Origin of the sequence: Staphylococcus sp. AS1337 (assembly GCF_051408735.1) — a bacterium.
Lineage (GTDB): Bacteria > Bacillota > Bacilli > Staphylococcales > Staphylococcaceae > Staphylococcus > Staphylococcus xylosus_B.
Genome location: NZ_JBOIHZ010000001.1, coordinates 325,642 through 346,342, shown reverse-complemented (window position 1 = coordinate 346,342; position 20,701 = coordinate 325,642). Strand labels below are relative to the sequence as shown.

The following is a 20,701-nucleotide window of genomic DNA, read 5'->3' as shown; positions in this document are numbered from 1 at the left end:
GTACTGGATAAGGTTGCTTTAGTGATAAAGTAGCAAACAAAGGTGGTACCGCGAGCTAAGCTTTCGTCCTTTACATCCGAATTATTCGGGTTTAAAGGACGGAAGCTTTTTTATTTTAACAAGGAGGTTAACAATTATGAAAAATACTGAATTCGCACAGATTGCACTTTCTCAAGACCATACAGGCGCAATCGCTAATCCAATATACTTATCTACAGCCTATCAACACCCTAAGCTCGGGGCGTCAACAGGATATGACTATACAAGAACTAAAAATCCTACACGTTCGGCATTTGAAGAAGCATTTGCAAAACTTGAAAGAGGTACTGCTTCATTTGCAACATCCAGTGGTATGTCTGCCATACAACTAATTTGTAACTTATTCAAATCTGGCGATGAAATTTTAGTTTCTTTCGACTTATATGGTGGTACTTTTAGACTTTTTGATTTTTATGAGCAGCAATACGGTATACATTTCAAATATGTTGACTTCCTAAATTATGAAGAAGTAGAGCAAAGTATTACAGAAAACACAAAAGCACTTTTTATCGAACCAATTTCTAATCCGCAAATGATAGAAGTTGATATTGATCCATATTACATTTTAAGTAAAAAATTCAACTTACTATCTATCATAGATAACACATTTTTAACACCATATCTTTCAACACCACTTGAAGAAGGTGCAGATATTGTTTTACATTCGGCAACAAAATATATCGGAGGACATAATGATGTACTCGCAGGAGTAGTAACTGTAAAAGATGAACAACTTGCAGAACAACTAGGACAATTACACAACATGATAGGCGCAACGCTATCACCTTTCGATAGTTATCTATTACAACGTGGGTTAAAAACTCTGCATTTAAGAATGGATCGCTCTGAATATAATGCTAAATTACTTGCCGAACGATGTAATCAGTTAGAAGCTATTGATCAAGTACTCTACAGTGGACGTACTGGTATGTTGAGTTTGAGACTGAACAAAAATTATAAAGCCGATAAATTTTTAGAACACTTAAAGGTTTGTATTTTCGCTGAAAGCTTAGGTGGCACTGAAACATTTATTACTTTCCCATATACACAAACACATGTTGATATGCCAGATGAAGAAAAAGATAAGCGCGGTATAGACGAATATCTATTAAGATTATCCATTGGCATTGAGAACTATGAAGATATCGAACAAGATATTATTCAAGCATTAGAACAATCTAAACAAGGAGTGATTTTATGAGTTTATCAAAAGAAACAGAAGTAATATTCGATGCACATAGAGGGATTGACTATGATTCAGCAAATCCTCCTTTATACGATTCTTCAACATTTCACCAACAAGTACTAGGTGGCGATGCCCAATATGACTATGCTCGAAGTGGTAATCCAAACCGTGCTCTTTTAGAAGAAAAGCTAGCTAAACTGGAAGGTGGCAGTCACGCCTTTGCATACGCATCTGGCATTGCAGCAATTTCAGCAGTGTTACTCACATTAAACGCTGGTGATCATGTCATTCTACCGGATGATGTATATGGTGGTACCTTTAGATTAACTGAGCAAATATTAACGCGCTTTAACATTGAATTTTCAACTGTAGATACAACTCACTTAAAAGAAATTGAAAATGCGATTCAAGACAATACGCAATTAATATATATTGAAACACCATCGAATCCGTTATTTAAAATTACAGATATTCGAGGTGCAGCAGATATAGCCAGAGACAACAATCTCTTACTTGCTGTAGACAATACCTTTATGACTCCACTAGGTCAATCACCCTTAACGCTCGGTGCAGATGTTGTTGTACATAGTGCCACTAAATTCTTAGGCGGCCATAGTGATATTATTGCTGGCGTAGCTGTTACCAACAATCAAGCACTCGCTGACGCACTTTATCTATTGCAAAATGGCACTGGTAATGCGTTATCTGCACAAGATAGTTGGACATTGGCTAAACATTTAAAAACTTTACCTGTACGCTTTCAACAGTCTGTTGAAAATACCAAACAAATCTATGACTTCTTAGCACAATGTGAGGAAATCTCAGAAGTCTATTACCCAGGAAATAGCGAGCTACACTTGTCTCAATCCCGTCATGGTGGCGCTGTATTAGGTTTTAGATTGAAAGATGAGACAAAAGCACAAGCATTTGTCGATGCCTTATCCTTACCTTTAGTTTCAGTGAGTTTAGGAGGCGTTGAAACAATCCTCTCTCATCCGGCTACGATGTCACATGCAGCTGTACCTAAAGCAGTACGTGAAGAACGTAATATCACATTTGGGTTATTTAGATTGAGTGTCGGATTAGAATCAGCCGACGAATTGATTTCAGATTTAAATTACGCATTTAAGGAGGCTTTTAATGAGTCAACTACTCGACAAACTAAAATCCAACATATTAGTAGCTGATGGCGCTATCGGTACAATCCTTTACTCTGAAGGTCTTGACACTTGCCCTGAAGCTTATAACTTAAATCATCCTGATAAAGTTGAACGCATTCACCGCACCTATATTGAAGCTGGTGCAGATATTATTCAAACCAATACGTATGGCGCAAATTTTGAAAAATTAAAAGTTTTTGGTTTAGAACATAGAGTGAAAGACATTCACCAAGCAGCAGTACAAATTGCCAAAAAAGCAGCAAATGACGATACTTTTATTTTAGGGACTGTAGGTGGTTTTAGGGGGATTAAACAAGAAGACTTAGAGTTATCCTCTATTCAATATCACACTGAAATCCAAGTAGAAACCTTAGTTAATGCTGGTGTAGATGGAATTCTCTTTGAAACCTATTATGACTTGCAAGAACTTACCAATATTATTGAGGCTACAAAACGTAAATACGATATTCCAATTATCGCTCAATTAACTGCCTTAAATACAAATTATTTAAGAGATGGTACTGAAATCAATCACGCACTACAACAAGTAACTGCAAGCGGTGCAGATATTGTCGGATTAAACTGTCACCATGGTCCACATCATATGCAGCAATCCTTTTCACACATCGAATTACCAGAAGGTGCATATTTATCTTGTTACCCAAATGCAAGCTTGCTAGATATTGAAAATAGCCAATTTAAATATAGTGATAATGCATCTTATTTCGGCAAGGTGGCTGAACAATTGATTAATGAAGGCGTCAGACTTATTGGTGGTTGTTGTGGCACAACACCTGAACATATTCAATATATTAAATCATCCATAACTGGTTTAAACCCTGTTACTAAAAAAGATGTTATACCGATTACAAAATATATCAATAACACAGAAAAAGAACCCAAAAAACAAAACCTTAAGTCAAAAGTTGAAAATCGCCCAACTATAATTGTGGAGTTGGATACGCCGAAACACCTTGACACAGAAACTTTTTTCAGAAATATCAAAAAACTTGATGATGCAAAGATTGACGCCGTCACTTTAGCCGATAATTCGTTAGCAACGGTACGCATTAGCAATGTTGCTGCTGCAAGCATTATTAAACAGCGTTATGATATCGAACCATTGGTACATATCACTTGTCGTGACCGTAACCTCATCGGATTGCAATCACATCTATTAGGATTGTCATTACTAGATATCAATGAGATTTTAACAATTACTGGTGACCCTTCAAAGATTGGCCATTTACCAGGAGCAACCAATGTCTATGATGTGAATTCTAAAGGGCTAACCGAAATCGCCTTACGTTTTAATCAAGGTATTAACACTGATGGTGATGCGCTGAAGACAAAGACAAACTTCAACATCGCAGGTGCTTTTGATCCAAACGTAAGAAAGTTAGACGGTGCAGTTAGACGCTTAGAGAAAAAGTTAGAGAGTGGCATGCACTACTTTATAACACAGCCAGTCTATAGCAAAGAAAAAATCAAAGAAGTTTATGAAGCGACGAAGCACTTAGACGTCCCTTTCTTTATAGGTATAATGCCTGTTACAAGTTATAACAACGCATTATTCTTACACAACGAAGTACCTGGCATTAAATTATCAGAAGACATATTAGAACAATTTGAAGCAGTTAAAGATGATAAAGCCAAAACAAAGGCTTTAAGTCTGAAACTTTCAAAGGATCTGATTGACACGGTACACGAGTATTTTAATGGCTTGTATTTAATTACACCATTCCAAAAAGTCGATTACACATTAGAACTTGCAAACTATTCAAAAACAATTACTTCAACTAAACAGGAGGCAATATTATGACAATTAAAACATCAAATTTAGGTTTTCCAAGGTTAGGTAGAAAAAGAGAATGGAAGAAAGCAATCGAAGGATACTGGTCAAATAAATATGATTTAGAAACGCTTCATCAACAATTAACGGATTTACACAAAGAGAACTTATTACTCCAAAAAAATTACAATTTATCTAGTATTCCCGTTGGAGATTTCTCATTATATGACCATATTCTTGATACATCGTTACTCTTTAATATCATCCCTGAACGCTTTCAAGGTAAAGACGTAGATGATGATTTATTATTCGATATTGCCAGAGGTAATAAAGAACATGTTGCGAGTGCATTAATCAAATGGTTCAACACAAACTATCACTATATCGTTCCAGAATGGGATCATGCTGAACCTAAATTAAATAAAAACGTGTTACTTGAACGTTTTAACTATGCACAATCACTTAATGTAAATGCGCACCCAGTTATTGTAGGGCCAATTACATTTGTTAAATTATCTAAAGGTGGTACACAGTCATTTGAAGAAAAAGTAAATACACTTTTACCATTATATAAAGAAGTTCTACAATCATTAGTTGACGCTGGTGCTGAATATATTCAAATCGATGAGCCAGCCTTAGTTACCGACGATAGCTCGGAATATGAAACTATCACACAGGCCGCATATGATTATTTCGCTGAGGCTGGTTTAGGTGAACACTTAGTAATACAAACTTATTTCGAACGTGTTAACTTAAAATTCTTAAACGGTCTCCCTGTTAAAGGATTAGGTTTAGATTTCGTACATGACAATGGATTTAATCTACAACAAATTAAAGCAGGAGATTTAGACAACTCCAAAACACTTTACGCAGGAATTATCGATGGCCGTAACGTTTGGGCTGCTGATATCGAATCTAAAAAAGAACTAATTGAAACGTTACAAACATATTCAAACGACCTTGTCATCCAACCTTCATCCTCACTATTACACGTTCCTGTGTCACTGGATGATGAAACACTAGATACTTCAATCGCTGAAGGTTTGAGCTTCGCTACCGAAAAATTAGATGAATTAGATGCACTCAGACGCTTATTCAATGATAGCGATGATTCAAAATATAATGAGTTGAAGGCACGTTATGAACGTTTCCAAAATCAATCATTTAAAAATCTTGAATACGATTTCGATAGTGTACGTACTTCAAGACAATCAGCTTTTAAAGAACGTAAAAAAGCACAAGACGCACAACTAAATTTACCAGATTTACCAACAACGACTATTGGTTCTTTCCCACAATCTCAAGAGGTTCGTAAGTATCGTGCAGATTGGAAAAATAGTCGTATCACAGATGTAGCATATAAAGACTTCTTAAAAAATGAAATTGCTCGTTGGATTAAAATTCAAGAAGACATTGGTCTAGATGTACTTGTACATGGTGAATTTGAACGTAACGATATGGTAGAATTCTTTGGTGAAAAACTACAAGGTTTCTTAGTAACGAAATACGGTTGGGTACAATCATACGGTTCACGTGCGGTTAAGCCACCAGTTATTTATGGAGATGTAAAATGGACAGAACCACTTACCGTCAAAGAAACACTATATGCCCAAAGTTTAACTGACAAACCAGTTAAAGGTATGTTAACTGGCCCTGTCACTATTTTAAACTGGTCATTTGAACGTGTTGATTTGCCACGTGAAGAGGTTCAAGATCAAATCGCATTAGCAATTAATGAAGAAGTATTAGCGCTTGAGAATGAAGGTATTCAAATCATCCAAGTTGATGAACCTGCTTTAAGAGAAGGCTTGCCGCTTCGTTCAGAATATCATGCAGACTATTTAGATAAAGCAGTTCGTTCATTCAAACTGTCAACATCTTCAGTCTCTGATGAAACACAAATCCATACACATATGTGTTATTCTCAGTTTGGTCAAATCATTCATGCAATTTACGACTTAGATGCAGACGTTATTTCTATTGAAACATCACGTAGCCATGGTGATTTAATTCAAGACTTTGAAGACATCACATACGATTTAGGTATCGGTTTAGGCGTATATGATATTCATAGTCCACGTATTCCAACTGAATCAGAAATTACAGAAGCAATTAACCGTGCTTTACAAGAAATTGATCGTTCACTGTTCTGGGTAAATCCTGACTGCGGTTTGAAAACACGTAAAGAAGATGAAGTTAAAGAAGCACTTAACGTGTTAGTAAATTCCGTTGATAAATTACGTAAATCAACAAATACTGCAACTGTTTAATTATCAATCTTGTAGGTGATACCAATGAGTTATCCTTTATGGAAGCAATTAGAACAATTAAAATCATCAACGTGGGTCGACTTGACCCACACTTTCGATGAAACTATTCCTTGTTTCAGTGAATTTGAACGTGCCAAAGTCTCAACACTTTTCAATGTTCCAGATGATGGCTTTTATGTTCAAAACTGGAATATTGTAAGTCAGTATGGGACACATATCGACGCTCCTATTCACTTTGTAGAAAATACACGTTATTTGCATGAATTAAATTTAAAAGAATTGGTCCTACCACTTGTAGTTTTAGATTTTTCACAAGATGTAGCGGAAAATGCAGATTTTATTTTAACACGTTGTCACATTGAACAATGGGAAGCTGAGCATGGCACAATTGAACCTGAAACATTTGTTGCCTTTCGCAGTGATTGGTCAAAACGTTGGCCAAATATTGAAGCGTTTGAAAATAAAGACTCCGATGGCAACCAACATTTACCAGGTTGGGGACTAGACGCTTTGAAGTATTTACTTGAAGAACGTAAAGTTAAAGCGATTGGTCATGAAACTTTCGATACAGATGCCTCAGTAGATATTGCAAAAAATGGTGACATCATAGGTGAGCGTTACGTGTTAGGTCAAGACACCTACCAAGTTGAGCTACTAACCAATTTAGATCAGTTACCTAATCGAGGGGCACTCATTTATGTTATTAGTCCCAAACCAAAAGATGCACCAGGGTTTCCTGTTCGTGCATTCGCGATAAAACCTTAAACTTAAAACATAAGATTAGTACCACTCATATACAGGGTCCGGGGCATTTATATATGTCTTGGGCCTTTATTAATATATCAACACGCAATTAATTGTTCATTAAATCAAGAGATTATCCTTATTGGTTTTCATACTAATTATGTATCATTTCAGCTTAGTAAATATTTTAAATCAAGTATTTGTGTTCCTAGTTATATTTACCTGATTATGGGTCAGAAATCCTTTTGGCACAATAAGGTTTCTGGCTCATCTTTATTTATATCATAGTACAAAACATATAGGTCATTAGTTTGATTTTACACAAATGATAATCCATATCATTTAAAATCATTAAATCAATGTTATAATTCAAGAAAATTCAATATAGTTTATTTTGGGTGCTTTTCACCTATTTTCTATATAAATACCATAAATAGAGGTGACTTTTTTGCAACTTAATCAAACCAACACCCCTTTTAACAAGGAGCAATTGGTTCTCATAAATCAACTACTACCAATGCTTTCGACAGAACAGCAACATTGGTTAAGTAGTTATCTTATCAATCCAAATGCGTCAGAGCCTGAAGACGACATTTCAGCAGCACAAGAAGCAAACACAACAGACAATACAGGGGATGAAACAAATGATACAACATCTGTAGTAAATTCAGCGGAACCTATAGATGTTAATATATTATATGGTACAGAAACAGGTAACGCTGAAGAAATTGCCGAAACATTTGAAGGTAAGTTGAAAGAACATAATTTTAATGCACATTTATGGGATATGGATGATTTCCCTAAAGAAACCTTAACCGAAGTTGAACATCTCTTTATCATTTGTTCAACACAAGGTGTGGGTGAACCCCCTATTAATGCTTTAGATTTATATGACTACCTTCATAGCAATGAGGTACCACAGCTAGACACTGTTAACTTTGCAGTATTAGCACTTGGTGATCAAGACTTTCCAGATTTTTGTCAGGCCGGCAAAGACTTCGATCATATTCTAGATGAACTTGGTGCAAATAGAATAGCTGATCGCGTAGATTGTGATTTTGACTTTGAAGAAACTGCCGAGCAATGGATTTCAAATATGCTTGAATTGCTTTCTCAAACGTCATCGAATATGGCTACTATTGATGAAGATGATGAAACTGTTACTATAGATGAACCTGAAGTGCCATTTTCTCGATCAAATCCTTTTCAAGCAGAAGTTTTAACAAATAAAGTACTCACACAACCAGAAGCTTCTCGTGAAGTACGTCACTTAGAATTATCACTTGAAGGTTACTCTGAAACATACGAACCTGGAGACAGCTTGGTCGTTATGCCACACAATGACTTAACATTGGTTTCAAATTTAATCTCAGCATTAGGTTGGGACGCCGATACTAATATTCAACTTAGCGACAACGATGCCTCACGCTCACTTAAAGATGTGTTGCTATATGATTTTGAAATTTCTAAATTAACTCCCGGTCTCTTGCACAATGCGGCAGAATTATTTGGTAACCCAATGTTAAATGCAAATATCCAAAAATCAGAATGGATTCAGAATTATATATATGGTAGAGATGTGATTGATTTAATTCAAGACTTCACACCCGTATCTTTAGAACCTCAAATGCTGCCACAACTATTAAGAAAATTACCACCAAGGGAGTATTCTATAGCGAGTAGTAATCAGGTCAACCCTTCCAGTGTCGATATTACAGTTCGTGTTGTTAAGTACGAAGCACATCGTCGTGAGCGTTTTGGTGTTTGTTCTGTACAACTAGCAGAACGGACGCCTGTAGGAGAGAAATTACCTGTATACCTTAAAAAGAATCCAAATTTCAAATTTCCTTATGAAGCCGATACACCAGTGATTATGATCGGAGCTGGAACTGGAATAGCGCCATACCGAGCTTACCTTCAAGAAAGAGCTCACTTAGGTCTAAAAGGAGCACAATGGCTCATCTTCGGTAATCAAAATTATCAACACGACTTCCTCTATCAAAGTGATTTAGAGAGCTGGCTTAATGAAGGTGTATTAAGTAAATTAGATTTAGCTTTTTCAAGAGAGACAGAAAATAAAATTTATGTTCAACATCGCATTGAGGAAAATAGTGCTGAATTTTACCAATGGATTACTCAAGGCGCTATTATTTATCTTTGTGGTAATAAAGACGAGATGGCAAGTGGCGTCCATCAATCATTGATTAACATTCTTAAGAGAGAAGGTAATTACAACCAAGCAGATGCTGAGGACTATTTGACAGAAATGATAAAACATCAACGTTACCAACGTGACGTATATTAACCTGTTAAACCAGTAACTTAACTTTAATAATGTTTTATAATTATCATTAACTATAAAAGTGCTATGCATACACTGACAAACGTAACCTGAATTCACGATTAAATGAGACTCCAATTTCAAAAGGTGGTTATTATATGACACAATTCGCAATCACTTATGACAATGCATTAATACTGATAAATAAGCAATATGATGATATTCAACTTGAAAGAAAATTGGAAGGTATGAATATCATTTCAATAGCTCAAGACCCTAACGATAAAAACACTCTTTATTGCGGCACGTTTGATCGTGGTTTATGGAAAAGTGTGGACAAAGGTCAAAATTGGTTCCCTATTGGGACACGTTTCACATACAATAGTCCTTTCAAACATGATGATATTCACATGACTGCTATTACTGCAGTTACAGTTATAGATACAGGCAATCATCATAGTTCTGTGCTCGTAGGTACTGAACCTAGTGCTTTATTCATATCAGATGATCAGGGGGGTTCATTCGAATTACTTACTGATTTTAGTCATATTGCTGGTAAAGAACATTGGTTCTTCCCACCTAGACCACATACGCATCATGTGAAATGGTTTGATATAAATACCAAATCACCAAATGTCATTAACCTTACAATTGAAGCTGGTGGTTTTATCCAATCTACAGATTTAGGTCAACATTGGACAGCACCACAAACCCAAGATACACCTATTGATATTCATGTCTTAAAGAGCCACCCAGACTATCCGAATAAATTGTACGGAGTATTAGGTGATGCTTTCTTAAATGGTGGACGTGATACATTTATTGAAAGTGATGATTATGGTAAGACATGGACAACATTTATTGAAGGAATCGAGCACAGATATGGCTATGGTTTAGCGATAAATTCTCAAAATCCAGATAATATTGTCATCGCTACTTCAAACTCTCCATATAACGCACATAACTATGGAGACAACACCTTTTCAACCATTTACACTATTAATAAAGCACAAGACAATGAGTGGACTGAAGTAACTACAGGGCTACCTTCCCCAAATGGCACATTGATTTCATCTATCACTGAACAAGATGGTACGTTTTATATTGCCAATAATAATGGTGTCTATTATTCAGATGATAGTGGTATCAATTGGACAGCATTTGATATAACATGGCCAGATTCACTCACGTCTCAACACGCACATCAATTTATTACTTTAAATTAGAAATTGTTAAATGCATAACCTTAGAGTTTGGTTGTTGGCCAAAATCTAAGGTTATTTTTATGCGCAAACATAACAACATTCAGGGGAATACATACCACTTAAACGTAAATACATGCCACTTATATAATTTATGTAGTATTAATTTGGTTTACTTATGGCAATAGGAGGTGTGCCTTTATGGATTTAGAAATAATTCACGGTAATGATTTACCCAAAGGCAAGGTTATTATTCAAAGTCACAAACATACTGAACAATTACCAGAAATTATCGCTTGTATAAAACAACTATCTCAAAAAAATTATTTCCTGGAAAATATCAAGACGATATTTACTATATCAAACATCAAGATATTATTAGTTTTCGTATAGAGAATAAAGTTTTAACGATTATAACGTCAGACCATCAATACACCAGTACTCAAGGCTTATATGAAGTAAAATCACAAATTAGCATGCAATTTCTACAGATTTCGAAATCTGAAATACTTAATATTAACTATATCGATCATTTAAAACTTAATAAAAATGGTACTATCGAGATTCGTTTTACGAATAATGATTTCACATACTCTTCAAGAAGATATTTGCCATTTATCAAGGAGGCTTTAAAACTATAAAACGTTTATTTCGCGGTGCAACCATTGGTATTGCCATTGGTATAATAATTGCTTTAATCTTTTCATCTATTTTTGCTCGAACAGCTTTTCATCCTGTCTCACCCGTATCAACCATGGGGCGCTTTTATTTTCAACATTTAAACGAATTACAAATTATGCTTATTTCAGTTATTATCTGGGCCTTAATTGGTGTTAGTTTCAGTTTTGGCGAACTCATATTTTCAAGTTCTAGAAAATCACTCTTATTTAAAACATCACTTCATTTTAGCCTTATGTTTATCATTATGTTGCCTTTATCTATACTAGCAGGATGGTTTCCACTTAAATTATCAGCAGTTTTGTTTTTCATCATTATCTTTACAGTTATCTATTTTATTATTTGGACAATAGAAACGAAGCGTAATCAGAATGATATCAATGAGATTAACGCTATGCTGTCTAACAGAAGGAATGATAAAAATGAACAAAGGTAGATATACTGTGTTACCAAATGAACTATTACTCTATTCTTAATTGGTCTTCGTGTGGACAAATGGTATAAAATTCATAAATGGTTACCCGTTCTTTTAGCTATGCCACCTATACTGAATGAATTATTAAAAAATAAGTCTCTTGGCTGTCTATCTTATGAAATGTTTTTTAAATATCGTGGCGTGATGATAGTAAAATATTGGGAGTCGAATGAACAACTTTTATTTTATTCAAAAATGCCAAAACACTTAAAAGCATGGCGTAGATTTGCAAAAGCATTAAAGCAGAATGATGCTGTCGGTTTCTATCATGAAACTTATAATTCAGAATCAAAACAATATGAAAATAATTATATCAACATGCCAGACTTTGGACTAGGCAAGGCACGTGATAATCAAGTAGTAAACAAAGAAACGCAATCTGCAAAACAAAGACTACGCTCTCAAGGATGACTTTATACCAGCATTTTAACAGTAAATTAATGCAAATAGTAATGGCCGAGACATGATAATTGATGTCCCGGCCATTATTATATTGCTTCTATATCACCTTATATATTCGAAGATGCCTGCAGCGCCCATGCCGACGCCTATACACATCGTTACCATACCGTACTTTGTATCAGGTCTTTTCTTCATTTCTGATAACAATCTCCCTACCAGCATGGCACCTGTCGCACCTAGTGGATGTCCTAATGCAATTGCACCACCATTAACATTCGTCTTATCAGTCTCTAATCCAACTTCTCTCATAGATGCTAAGGTTTGAGATGCAAAAGCTTCATTTAATTCTACTAAATCTATATCGCTAACATCCAAGTCAGCTTGTTTTAACACTTCAGGAATGGCGTATGCTGGTCCAATCCCCATTAATTTAGGGTCTACACCAACAGCTTTGAATCCTACAAAACGCGCAATTGGTTTAACACCTAATTCCTTAACTTTTTCTCCAGACATGACAACTACAAATCCAGAACCATCTGTTAATGGTGCAGATTGCCCTGCAGTCACTGTGCCGTCAGCCTTAAACACCGTGCGTAGCTTAGCAAGCGCTTCTTTATTTGTGTCGGGTCTAATCAATTCGTCATCTTTAAACACTTCTTTGCTAATAACTGGACCATTTTGATCATAAGTCACCTTATTAACTTCTATAGGAATAATTTCATCTTCAAATTTTCCTGATTGCTGTGCTGCTGCTGCTCGTTGATGACTTTGCACAGCATATGCATCTTGATCCTCTCTCGACACATTATATGTTTCAGCAACCATTTCTGCAGTCAATCCCATAGGATAAGAAACACCAGAATCTTCATCTTGAAGTATTGGATTATTCGTCGGTTCATTACCACCCATTGGCACTGCACTCATCAGCTCAACACCACCAGCGACAAGGACATCTGCTTGGTCAGCAATAATTTGGTTTGCCGCATGTGCAATCGTTTGAAGTCCTGAAGAACAATAGCGATTCACCGTTTGCCCTGGAACTTCATTTGGCATACCTGCAAGTAATGCAATTGTTCTTGCAATATTCTGACCTTGCAAACCTTCTGGGAATGAATTACCGACAATCACATCTTCTACCATGCTTGGCTCAAATGAACCTCCAACCCTTTCTAATACACCTTTTAATACTTTAGCGGCAACCTCATCTGGTCTTTCATGAGCCATTGCACCATTTTTTGCTTTACCAGCTGCTGAACGTCCATAAGCAACAATATATGCATCTCGCATTTAAGTTCACCCTTTCTTATCCTGATTAATGATTAGTTACGTAGTGGTTTACCTTTTTCTAACATGTGTGAAATTCTGTCATACGTTTTTTTATTTTGTAAAAGTTCTAAAAATCTCTCTTTTTCAAGTTTTTGCAAATATCTTTGATTAACGTAAGTGTTACGTGGAATATCTCCACCTGATAATACTTCTGCCACTTTCAACGTAATTTCATAATCATAGTCACTGATAAAATGACCCATACGTTGTGCGTCTAACTGACCTTCAGCTAATGCTTTGAAGTCTTTTCCTAACGCTATATATTGTGTTTTTGGCGTTGGCACATAATTTGTTTCTGCTTCATAACGAGCCCTGTTTAAGGCTACCTCTACACGTCTTTCAGTATTTAAAATTACTGTATCTGTGTCTCTTAAATAGCCAAATCTGATAGCTTCATAGGCATTAGTTGAAACTTTTGCAAAACCAATTTGCATCAATATATCCGTAATTGATTTTTGTTTATCATCATTTTTATGATTTGTACGCAGTACTCTATCTGTTAATTCAGCGAGTCCACCTCCAGCAGGTAACAATCCAACCCCTGTTTCAACAAGACCTATATAAGATTCACTTGCAGCAACTACTATTGGTGAATGTAAAACTAATTCACAACCACCACCTAAAGCTCTACCGTGAACTGCTGTCACTACTGGTTTCAATGAATATTTCAATCTAGAGAAGACATGGTGTAGTTGTTCAACTGCTGCGCCGACTTCTTCTACTACGCGACCTTCTTCATGTGCTTTTTTCATTTGGAATAAGTTCGCGCCAACACTAAAGTTGTTTCCACCACCATAAATGACCATACTCGTATAGTCTTCACTTTCTAATTTATTAATTGCATCTAATAAATCATCAAGGAAACCATTAGAAATAACATTATTTTTACTTTGTAGTTTTAATAAAAGTTGATCTTTATTAGCTACTGATAAATTTGAATCCTCTTTATTCCAAATTTCTTCATCAATATATTCTGCTACTGGTGTAATTCGTTCAATAGATTCACCATCACTATAGAATGGTGCCGTACGTTGCTCTATCCAATCTGGCAGCTGACCTAACTCTTCTTTCATACGTGATTTCACACGTTCGAACCCCATTAAATCCCACAGTTGAAATGCTCCTAATTTCCAATTGAACCCCCATACTAATGCGCGATCAATATCTTTAAAGGATTCTGCAGCTTTCGGCACATTAATTGCTGAATAATAGAAATTATTTCTTAATGTTTCCCACAAGAATACGCCTGCATCATCTTGTGCATTAAAGATAACATCTAAATTATTAGCTAAGTCTTTACTAAATTTACCTAAAATTTCTAATTGTGGTTGTTCGGGCGCCACATATTCATTCTGTTCTGGATCAAAAACATAACGCTTTTTATCTACTTTTTTATAAAATCCTTGTTTAGTTTTATTACCTAGCGCACCATTTTCTACTAATTTTTCAGACAGTTTAACATCGTGGAAGAAAGATTGTTCTTCAGGTATACTTTGTAATCCCTTGATAACCGCTAAAGCAATATCTAGTCCTACTAAATCAGACAAACCATACGTCCCCATCTTAGGACGGCCAATACTTCGACCAGTTAATGCATCTACTTCTGTAATAGAAAATCCTTGTTGTTCAGCTCTATACATAATGTCATTCATCGTTTGTGTACCGACTCGGTTAGCAACAAATCCTGGCACATCATTTGCAACAATGACGCCTTTACCAAGTACGTCTTCAGCAAATTCTTGCACACGTGCAACAACTTTTTCAGAAGTGTTGCTATTTGGAATGACTTCCACTAATTTCATAATACGTGGTGGGTTGAAGAAATGCATTCCAAAGAATCTTTCTTTATCTAGTGTATCAAATACATTTGCGATTGATTCAATTGGGATTCCTGACGTATTAGTCGCAAATATCGCTTCTTTTTTGGCAACGTCTTTCACTTTATTCCAAACTTGATGTTTAATATCTACTTCTTCTTTAACGGCTTCTATATATATATCTGCATCATCTTGTTCTACTAAATCTTCATTGAAATTACCATAAGATAAATTGGATGCAAACGCTAAATCAAATAATTGTGGACGTTTAGGATTTGTTATAATCTCATATGCTTTTCTTGAAATTTTATTAGGATCATTTTCATCAATCACAATATCCAGCAGTTTTACTTTTAGTCCTGCGTTAACAAGCAGTGCTGCTATTTGACTGCCCATTGTACCTGCGCCTAATACTGTTGCTTTTCTTATCGTCATACTAAACCCTCCAAATTTTTTCTTGAACTACAGATATATGTTAAATAAATGCTGAGTCACCCGTGATTGCTCTTCCAATTACCAAGGCATTAACTTCATGTGTACCTTCATAAGTGTAAATAGCTTCAGCATCTGCAAAGAATCTAGCGATATCATATTCTCCAGCTAAAATACCATTACCTCCATGTATGCCACGTCCCATAGCTACAGATTCTCTCAATCTTAATGAGTTCATCATTTTCGCAGTTGAAGTCGCTACTTCATCATACTCTCCATTGGCCTGCATTCGAGCAAGCTGTGCACATGTCGCCATTGCTTGCGCTAAATTACCTTGCATCATGGCTAATTTTTCTTGAATTAACTGGAACTTACTAATTTCTTTACCAAACTGTTTACGTTTTGTTACATAGTCCGTCGTTGCTCTCAAAGCACCAGCCATAGCACCTGTAGCCATATAAGCCACACCAGCACGTGTAGAGTACAAGACTTTCGCAATATCTTTAAAAGAATTGATATTTTGCAAGCGTTTTTCCTCTTTGACGACTACATTTTTTAAACGAATCTTTGCATTAGGAACAATTCTCAGTGCAATTTTATGTTCTAATAGTTCTATTTCTACACCTTCTTGACTCGGTTCAATGATGAAACCTTTTGGCTTACCTGTATCGACATCAACTGCATATACGGGCATAACATCAGCTACATTTGCACCGCCAATCCATTTTTTCTCACCATTGATAATCCATTCATCGCCTTCTCGTTTAGCCGTCGTTTCTAATCCACCTGCAACATCAGATCCGTGCTCTGGTTCAGTTAGTGCGAAACATGTACGTAATTCATGAGATTGTAATTTTGGTAAGTAGTAAGCTTGTTGCTCTTTACTACCCCCAAACCAAAATGAATTATGTCCTAATCCTTGATGCACACCTAACAATGTGGCTAAAGAGACATCAAATCTTGCAATTGTATAAGACATGAAGAATTGGAACATTTGGCTTGGTGTTTGTGCACCTTCACGCCCTTCAAAAAGTAATGGATTTCTGAAATAATTTAATTTACCCAACTCTTCGAAATAATCTTCTGGTTCAGTAGCATTTAACCAATGCTCATTGACTGAATCTCGATATTTTTCTTCTAACATGTCATTCAACTGTTTTAGCAGTTTAACTTCGCCTTCCGTTAAATCTTTCGCAATGCTTAAGATATCCTCTGGGTATAGTGCTTTGATTGTTTCTTCTTTTGTTGGCATAATTAAAACCTCCATCGCAATGTTTGCGCTTACATTTTCATTGAAAATTTTTTGCTTAATAATTATTTTAATTCATCTTTATCTTGAGCTAACTTCTGAGCTTTATCATTCATGTATTTCTGAAGTTCCAATTTATCTGCTTTTGACGTAGAGTTCAATGGCATATGTGTCAGTTTTAGATATAGTCTCGGTATTTTATAACCTGCAATGTTCTCTCGCATATGTTCATCTAATTTCTGTTCAAAGTCTGGGTCATCTTCGGTAAGTACAACCGCTGCTGAAACTGATTCACCATATTTAGGGCTATCATATCCGACAACAACACCTTGGGCTACAAGTGGATGTTCTGATAATACCGCTTCAACTTCAGAAGGTAATACATTCTCGCCACCAGTAATAATCATTTCTTTGCGGCGATCAACGATATAGACATCACCATCTTCATCTACTTTGGCTAAATCACCAGTTAAGAAATATTCACCATGAAACGTTTTTGCAGTTTCTTCTGGTTTATTCCAATAACCAGGTGTTACGTTATTCCCACGAACTCCAAGTTCACCAATTTCTCCAACTTCTACTTCTTCAAAATTATTATCAAATATGCATATATCCATGAACATTACCGGTTGTCCAATACTACCAGGCTTCTGCGCCCCATTTTCTGGTGTATTAACCATAACAAGTGGTGCTTCAGTTAAACCATAACCGTTAATAATAGAATATCCCATACTATTAAATTTCTTTTGTACCATTGGTAATGGAGCTGAGCCACCTTGAATTAAGAAATCAATACTTTCAAAATTTTTCAGATCAAAATTTTCAGCTACTAACATGGCATAATACATCGTTGGAATCTGAATTAAATAATTTGGCTGGTACTGAGCCATTAAATCATTTAGAGATTCGCCATTAAAGTAACGTTGCAATATAAGCGTTCCGCCAGCCATTAATAAAGGAAGCGTCAAATCGTTAAATCCTAATACATGGAACATAGGTGTTGAAATAATAGTTGTATACGTTGAATTAATTTTATAAGTTAGAGCTAGATTAATTGGGTTATTTACAAAAGAGTCGTATGAAAACATAACCCCTTTGGGCAATCCCGTCGTACCACTTGTATACATTAACGAAGCTAAATCGTTTCCTTCAACACTTACAGTATTGAAAGGGCGATGTTGCGTTGGATCTACTATGTCATCATATATTTTTGAATCTATATCCATGTGTATTAATTCGTCCGCAACGCCTTCTAAACTTGAAACGTGCTTCTCAGCGTAGAAAATGAGTTTCACATTTGAATCATTAATAACACTCTCAATCTCCTGTGTTTTTAGACGCCAATTAATCGGCAAGTATACTGCACCTAATTTAAACGAAGCAAACATTAAATCCAATATCGCTACATCATTGGGTGTGAATATACCGACGACATCACCGCGTTTAATACCTTGATCTTGTAAATAATTGGCTAAGTTTTCTGCACGAATATTCAAATCTTTATAGGACCATTCAGTGCCTTTAAATGGATCAATCACTGCGGCTTTATTATCGTCAAACGTTGCTCTTGTTTTAATCCAGTCGTAGTTCATATTTTTCTCCCCCTTATTTAAATACGATGTTCCGACTTAATTGCTTGAGACAATCCTCCCCATTCATCTTGATAAATATCGCTATTAGTCACTTTGATATTATCTGCAATGGTAGGTTTAAATTCCATAAGTGCTAAAATGTCTTTTTCTAAATCCAAGCCAGGTGCAATCTCAAGAAGTTTCAACCCCTTAGACGTTAATTCAAAAACTGCGCGTTCTGTTACAAAATAAACTTCTTGCTTTAGTTCCAATGCGTTATGGGCGTTAAAATCCGTATTACCAATATTATTTACAAATTTTGAAGTATGACCCTCTTGTTTCACAGATACTTTGTTATTTTCATATGATAGTTGACCCCCGACAACCATCGAGCCTGAAAAAACAATGGTATGCACTGTTTGGCTGATGTCTATAAAGCCACCACAACCATTCATTTTATCTCCAAATTTTGAAACATTTACATTTCCGTATTGATCAACTTCGGCAAAACTGAGATAGGCTACATCTAACCCATCGTTATAAATGAAATCCCATGTCATGTCATGCCTCATACGGGCGCTCAAATTATAGTTCATACCAAATCGTGATCCACTACTGATTAAACCACCGAAAACACCTGTATCGATATTTGGTTGTACTAGATGATTCACTTGTTCTTCTATTAACACATTGGATAATTCATTATTTATGCCAAAACCAATACTGATTACGTCTCCCTCTAGTAGAAATTGAGCTGCGCGCCTCAATATTACTTTACGGGTACCTAAAGCTATATATGGTTCTCGCATCTTAACGATTTGATAATGACCAGAGAGCGCAGGATCATATTGTGTTTGTATGACCTGTCTATGAAGCTTTGGATTAGTATTAATTACTACATAATCCACTAGCTTTCCCGGAATAAATACATCGCTTGGGTTAAAGCTGCATTTTTCTACAACATCTTTAACTTGAACAATCACTTTTCCTTTATTCCTATGCGTTGCAGCCGCCAAACTATAACCTTCGCCTAAATGAGCCTCATGAGTCATATAAATATTTCCATCTGTGTCGGCATATGTACCTCTTAATAGTGCTATATCAATATCAGGAAAATGATACTGTAAATACTTTTGATTATTAATTTCTATCAACGAGACTAAATCCTCTGTTGTACATGTATTGACTTTACCTCCTGAATAGCGAGGGTCTACGTTGGTATTTAGGCCAATTTTAGATATTATGCCTGGTGAAGCATGTGTTTTATTTCTATAGTGTGTCGTAATCACACCTTGTGGTAAATAATATGCTTCAATGTCATTATTACGCATTGCATTGATGGTTTCTGGTGAACCAGTAATGATGCTTGTAATTAATCGCTTAATCATACCCCTTGTTGTAAAAGAATCTAAATCATAACTATCTCCACGATAATCACTAATGTCATTTGCTAGCATAAAAGTAAAATTCTTAAAAGATTGATCTTCATCATTATGTTCGACTAACGTTTTCAATATCTCAGCTGGTAAATTAGCCGTTGATAAGGCTGCCAGAGCTATAACATCACCTTCTTTAATGATGCTTGTTAAATCTGAAAATGGAATAATTTTCATATAGGTGTCTCCTATCTTTATTTAATCCAAACTGTTATACATAATTTCCCCTTTTAAAACCTCTCCTTTTTATAAATGTAAGCCCTTACATGTAATATACCATTATTTTTGAAAATTATGCAAAAATTTCAAATTTTATAAACTAACATCTTTCTTAAATATAATTATAAGGGTATCTAGCAGCAGAAAAACATTTTCACACTAATATGCTTCATCTAATTTACTTAATATTATTTAGTAATAGTTCAGATGCAATAATACCTGGGAATATGCGTGCTGACTGGTTAATAGTGTCCTATTATTCAAGTTATATAACTCAAAAAATATTTGTTTTGTGAAGAAAGTTAACGTTTTAAGTTATGTCATTTTACACAAATTTTAAATAAAAAAACTTTTATAATAATATGTAAATGTAATATAAATTCAAAGCAAGGGGGCGTTTGATTATGTTATCTGGATTATTA

General features: G+C 35.4%; 16 protein-coding genes and 1 other annotated feature (1 of these 17 cut by a window edge). Of the genes, 11 read left to right on the top strand and 5 right to left on the bottom strand.

From position 1 onward, the window contains the following. Window positions 1-74, top strand: a binding site (T-box leader) (it extends 305 nt beyond the left edge of the window). Window positions 75-136: 62 nt separating this feature from the next. The 11 genes from ACSUE0_RS01560 (at window position 137) to ACSUE0_RS01510 (ending at window position 12,238) form a co-directional block, all read left to right on the top strand. Continuing rightward, window positions 137-1,240: a PLP-dependent transferase gene (locus ACSUE0_RS01560; protein WP_119613657.1), complete on the top strand. Its 1,104-nt coding sequence runs from the start codon at window positions 137-139 to the stop codon at window positions 1,238-1,240. After that, window positions 1,237-2,412 carry a cystathionine beta-lyase MetC gene (gene metC / locus ACSUE0_RS01555; RefSeq protein WP_436955768.1) on the top strand — a complete coding sequence of 392 codons (1,176 nt, stop codon included), beginning with the start codon at window positions 1,237-1,239 and terminating at the stop codon, window positions 2,410-2,412. Before ACSUE0_RS01560 ends, metC begins: the two co-directional genes overlap by 4 nt. Then, a complete protein-coding gene (locus ACSUE0_RS01550; protein ID WP_119613659.1) occupies window positions 2,366-4,207 on the top strand; it encodes a bifunctional homocysteine S-methyltransferase/methylenetetrahydrofolate reductase in 1,842 nt (613 codons plus the stop codon). The genes metC and ACSUE0_RS01550 overlap by 47 nt, the downstream gene beginning before the upstream one ends. After that, complete coding sequence (gene metE, locus ACSUE0_RS01545) at window positions 4,201-6,447, top strand: 5-methyltetrahydropteroyltriglutamate--homocysteine S-methyltransferase (protein ID WP_119613660.1); 2,247 nt, start codon at window positions 4,201-4,203, stop codon at window positions 6,445-6,447. Before ACSUE0_RS01550 ends, metE begins: the two co-directional genes overlap by 7 nt. Before the next feature lie 24 nt (window positions 6,448-6,471). After that, window positions 6,472-7,212 carry a cyclase family protein gene (locus tag ACSUE0_RS01540; RefSeq protein ID WP_436955766.1) on the top strand — a complete coding sequence of 247 codons (741 nt, stop codon included), beginning with the start codon at window positions 6,472-6,474 and terminating at the stop codon, window positions 7,210-7,212. Between the two features lie 427 nt (window positions 7,213-7,639). After that, the gene (locus ACSUE0_RS01535; protein WP_436955764.1) at window positions 7,640-9,496 is read left to right on the top strand and encodes a diflavin oxidoreductase; all 1,857 of its coding nucleotides are present in this window, start codon (window positions 7,640-7,642) and stop codon (window positions 9,494-9,496) included. A 134-nt stretch (window positions 9,497-9,630) separates the two neighbouring features. Beyond that, window positions 9,631-10,698 (top strand): WD40/YVTN/BNR-like repeat-containing protein, encoded by a 1,068-nt coding sequence (locus tag ACSUE0_RS01530; RefSeq protein WP_436955762.1) that lies wholly within the window; start codon window positions 9,631-9,633, stop codon window positions 10,696-10,698. A gap of 177 nt (window positions 10,699-10,875) precedes the next feature. Next, window positions 10,876-11,067, top strand: a complete 192-nt coding sequence (locus ACSUE0_RS01525; protein ID WP_259338031.1) for a hypothetical protein — start codon at window positions 10,876-10,878, stop codon at window positions 11,065-11,067. Next, entirely contained in the window at window positions 10,986-11,315 is a 330-nt protein-coding gene (locus ACSUE0_RS01520) for a LytTR family DNA-binding domain-containing protein (protein WP_436955992.1), read from the top strand. Before ACSUE0_RS01525 ends, ACSUE0_RS01520 begins: the two co-directional genes overlap by 82 nt. After that, a complete protein-coding gene (locus ACSUE0_RS01515; RefSeq protein ID WP_436955990.1) occupies window positions 11,264-11,788 on the top strand; it encodes a DUF3021 domain-containing protein in 525 nt (174 codons plus the stop codon). Before ACSUE0_RS01520 ends, ACSUE0_RS01515 begins: the two co-directional genes overlap by 52 nt. A gap of 51 nt (window positions 11,789-11,839) precedes the next feature. Beyond that, a complete protein-coding gene (locus ACSUE0_RS01510; RefSeq protein ID WP_436955760.1) occupies window positions 11,840-12,238 on the top strand; it encodes a DUF4188 domain-containing protein in 399 nt (132 codons plus the stop codon). A gap of 93 nt (window positions 12,239-12,331) precedes the next feature. Here ACSUE0_RS01510 and ACSUE0_RS01505 read toward each other — a convergent pair whose 3' ends face one another. The 5 genes from ACSUE0_RS01505 to ACSUE0_RS01485 all read right to left on the bottom strand — a co-directional run bounded on the left by ACSUE0_RS01505 (window position 12,332) and on the right by ACSUE0_RS01485 (window position 20,237). Then, a complete protein-coding gene (locus ACSUE0_RS01505) occupies window positions 12,332-13,516 on the bottom strand; it encodes a thiolase family protein (RefSeq protein WP_119613666.1) in 1,185 nt (394 codons plus the stop codon). 32 nt (window positions 13,517-13,548) lie between these two features. Then, on the bottom strand, window positions 13,549-15,807 hold the full coding sequence (locus ACSUE0_RS01500; protein WP_119613667.1) for a 3-hydroxyacyl-CoA dehydrogenase/enoyl-CoA hydratase family protein: 2,259 nt from the start codon (window positions 15,805-15,807) through the stop codon (window positions 13,549-13,551). A 40-nt stretch (window positions 15,808-15,847) separates the two neighbouring features. Beyond that, window positions 15,848-17,056 (bottom strand): acyl-CoA dehydrogenase family protein, encoded by a 1,209-nt coding sequence (locus tag ACSUE0_RS01495; protein ID WP_107551229.1) that lies wholly within the window; start codon window positions 17,054-17,056, stop codon window positions 15,848-15,850. Window positions 17,057-17,118: 62 nt separating this feature from the next. Further along, a complete protein-coding gene (locus tag ACSUE0_RS01490) occupies window positions 17,119-18,645 on the bottom strand; it encodes a class I adenylate-forming enzyme family protein (protein ID WP_119613668.1) in 1,527 nt (508 codons plus the stop codon). A 17-nt stretch (window positions 18,646-18,662) separates the two neighbouring features. After that, window positions 18,663-20,237 carry a malonate decarboxylase subunit alpha gene (locus ACSUE0_RS01485; protein WP_119613669.1) on the bottom strand — a complete coding sequence of 525 codons (1,575 nt, stop codon included), beginning with the start codon at window positions 20,235-20,237 and terminating at the stop codon, window positions 18,663-18,665. Window positions 20,238-20,701 lie beyond the last annotated feature (464 nt).

Excerpts from the sequence above, each read along its gene's own strand:
- ACSUE0_RS01560 (WP_119613657.1), top strand. The coding sequence starts at position 137 with ATGAAAAATACTGAATTCGCACAGATTGCACTTTCTCAAGACCATACA.
- metC (WP_436955768.1), top strand. The coding sequence starts at position 1,237 with ATGAGTTTATCAAAAGAAACAGAAGTAATATTCGATGCACATAGAGGG.
- ACSUE0_RS01550 (WP_119613659.1), top strand. The coding sequence starts at position 2,366 with ATGAGTCAACTACTCGACAAACTAAAATCCAACATATTAGTAGCTGAT.
- ACSUE0_RS01540 (WP_436955766.1), top strand. The coding sequence starts at position 6,472 with ATGAGTTATCCTTTATGGAAGCAATTAGAACAATTAAAATCATCAACG.
- ACSUE0_RS01530 (WP_436955762.1), top strand. The coding sequence starts at position 9,631 with ATGACACAATTCGCAATCACTTATGACAATGCATTAATACTGATAAAT.
- ACSUE0_RS01525 (WP_259338031.1), top strand. The coding sequence starts at position 10,876 with ATGGATTTAGAAATAATTCACGGTAATGATTTACCCAAAGGCAAGGTT.
- ACSUE0_RS01505 (WP_119613666.1), bottom strand. The coding sequence starts at position 13,516 with ATGCGAGATGCATATATTGTTGCTTATGGACGTTCAGCAGCTGGTAAA.
- ACSUE0_RS01500 (WP_119613667.1), bottom strand. The coding sequence starts at position 15,807 with ATGACGATAAGAAAAGCAACAGTATTAGGCGCAGGTACAATGGGCAGT.
- ACSUE0_RS01495 (WP_107551229.1), bottom strand. The coding sequence starts at position 17,056 with ATGCCAACAAAAGAAGAAACAATCAAAGCACTATACCCAGAGGATATC.
- ACSUE0_RS01490 (WP_119613668.1), bottom strand. The coding sequence starts at position 18,645 with ATGAACTACGACTGGATTAAAACAAGAGCAACGTTTGACGATAATAAA.
- ACSUE0_RS01485 (WP_119613669.1), bottom strand. The coding sequence starts at position 20,237 with ATGAAAATTATTCCATTTTCAGATTTAACAAGCATCATTAAAGAAGGT.